The organism is Bradyrhizobium sp., from assembly GCF_016462955.1.
Taxonomy (GTDB): Bacteria; Pseudomonadota; Alphaproteobacteria; order Rhizobiales; family Xanthobacteraceae; genus Bradyrhizobium.
Genome location: NZ_JAEMSD010000756.1, coordinates 1 through 2,375 on the forward strand (window position 1 = coordinate 1; position 2,375 = coordinate 2,375).

Sequence of the window (2,375 nt, forward strand, 5' to 3'; positions counted from 1 at the left end):
CTCTGCGAGGGGACGCACCCGCTCTTTCCGGGGCGCGACGTCGTTCTCGACGGCGATCATGTCGAGGTCGAGATCACGCCGACCTATTCGGGCTGCCCGGCGATGAACATGATCGCGCTTGAAATCGAGGTCGCGCTGGAGCGCGCCGGTTTCCATCATCCGAGGGTAAGAACCGTGCTGTCGCCGGCCTGGACCACGGACTGGATGACCGAGGAGGGGCGCCAGAAGCTGCGCGCCTACGGCATCGCGCCGCCGCAAGCGGCGGGCTCGCGCCGAGCGCTGTTTGGCAATCAGGCGGTGGCCTGCCCGCAATGCGGCTCGGACAACACCGAGTTGCTCTCCGAGTTCGGCTCGACCTCCTGCAAGGCGCTGTGGCGTTGCAAGGCCTGCCGCGAGCCCTTCGACTATTTCAAGTGTCATTGAGAGACGCATGATGCCAGGCCCATCGTCTTTGCGAGCGCAGCGAAGTAATCCAGACTGTCTTCGCGGGGACAGTCTGGATTGCTTCGTCGCAAGGTCTCCTCGCAAGGACGATGGAGAGACCGAACGAGGGTGCCCTTGATGTCCGCAGCCGCACCGCGCTTCCACCGCCTCGCCGTCAGCGACCTCCGCCGCGAGGCATCCGACGCCGTGTCAATGACCTTCGCCATCCCGGGCGAGCTCGCCGGCGACTACGCCTTCACGCCCGGCCAGTACCTGACACTCCGCACCATGCTCGACGGCGAAGAAGTGCGCCGTTCCTATTCGATCTGTTCCGGCCCTGATGACGGCGAGATCCGTATCGCCGTCAAGAAGGTCGATGGCGGGGCGTTTTCGAGCTGGGCCGCCGAAGATCTCAAATGCGGCGACGAGCTCGACGTGATGACGCCGACCGGCCGCTTCGGTCTGGTCCCGCCGGCAGATCGTGCGCGTGTTCATGTCGGCTTCGCTGCAGGCTCCGGCATCACGCCGATCCTGTCGATCGTCAAGGGCGTGCTCGCGCGCGAGCCCGGCAGCCGCTTCTTTCTGTTCTACGGCAACCGAACCACCGACAGCATCTTGTTCCTCGAAGCGCTCGAGGAGCTGAAGGACCGCTTCATCGATCGCCTATCGATCTTCTACGTGCTCTCCGGCGAGGAGCAGGACATTCCGATCTTGTACGGCCGGCTCGACGGCGACAAGGTGCGGGTGCTGCTGCGCGCACTGGTGCCGGCGTCAAGCGTCGATCACGTCTTCATCTGCGGTCCTCTTGGCATGAGCGAGGATATCGAGGCGACCTGCCGCGGGCTCGGCATCGTGGACGAGCGCATCCATGTCGAGCGCTTCGTCTCCGAATTCGGCGGCAAGCCGCGGCCGAAGAAGACGGTCGAAGCTGACGCGCCGCCGAGAGCGATTGCCTCGCTGATCATCGACGGCAAGCGCCGCGACGTGCCGGTGGCGGAGGACGAGGCCATCCTCGACGCCGCGCTGCGCGCCGGCGTCGATCTGCCCTTTGCCTGCAAGGGCGGCATGTGCTCGACCTGCCGGGCCAAGCTGGTCGAGGGCGAGGCGCCGATGGACATCAACTATTCGCTGGAGCCGTGGGAGCTGAAGGCCGGTTTTGTTCTCACTTGCCAGGCCAAGCCGTCCACGGAGCGGGTCGTGGTGGATTATGATCATGTTTGATCGGGCCGATCAGACCCCATGAATGCAAATGCGTCGCATTATTTGACAGTTTTGGCCAAGCAGCAGAACATCATGAGCAAACGTCTGGCCGGGAGAAGCGCGTGAACGTCAAAGCTGCCCTGTCGCCTGAGGATATCGCCCGCGGCTGCGCCGACGCGATGTGGGCCGAGGACGATGCCTCCAAGGGTCTCGGCATGGAGATCGTCGAGATCGGCCCGGGCTTCGCGACGCTCGCGATGACGGTGCGGCCGGACATGGTCAATGGCCAGCGCATCGCCCATGGCGGCTTCATCTTCACGCTGGCCGATTCCGCCTTCGCGTTCGCCTGCAACTCGCACAACGAGCGCGTCGTCGCCGCGCAGGGGCAGATCACCTTCATCAAGCCAGGCAAGCTCGGCGACCGGCTCATCGCAAGAGCGCGGGAGATCACTCGCGGCGGCCGCTCCGCCATCTATGACGTCCGCGTCACCGCGGGCGAGACCGTGATTGCGGAGTTCCGAGGACATTCGCGCGTCATTCCCGGAACGTGGCTGCCGGCGCAAGATCAATAACACCAAAACAAAAAGAACAGACAATGTGGGGAAACGAGGATGGCTCTGACGAAGCTCAAGGAAGGTGGCAACGCCTATAGCGCGGAGATGGACGCGCATGAGCGCGCCTCGCGCGACGAGATCATCGCGCTGCAGAAGCAGCGGCTGGCCTGGTCGCTGAAGCACGCCTATGACAACGTC

3 protein-coding genes and 1 pseudogene are annotated in these 2,375 nt (G+C 64.3%); all 4 read left to right on the forward strand.

Translation table 11 applies throughout. The annotated features are described in order from the left end of the window. On the forward strand, positions 1-423 hold a 423-nt coding region (gene paaD / locus JHD07_RS37910), incomplete at its 5' end, for a 1,2-phenylacetyl-CoA epoxidase subunit PaaD (RefSeq protein WP_291631526.1). 138 nt (positions 424-561) lie between these two features. Further along, entirely contained in the window at positions 562-1,644 is a 1,083-nt protein-coding gene (gene paaE / locus JHD07_RS37915; RefSeq protein WP_291631528.1) for a 1,2-phenylacetyl-CoA epoxidase subunit PaaE, read from the forward strand. A 101-nt stretch (positions 1,645-1,745) separates the two neighbouring features. After that, a complete protein-coding gene (gene paaI, locus JHD07_RS37920; protein WP_291631530.1) occupies positions 1,746-2,195 on the forward strand; it encodes a hydroxyphenylacetyl-CoA thioesterase PaaI in 450 nt (149 codons plus the stop codon). 39 nt (positions 2,196-2,234) lie between these two features. After that, positions 2,235-2,375, forward strand: a pseudogene (locus JHD07_RS37925) (phenylacetate--CoA ligase); the annotation flags it as partial.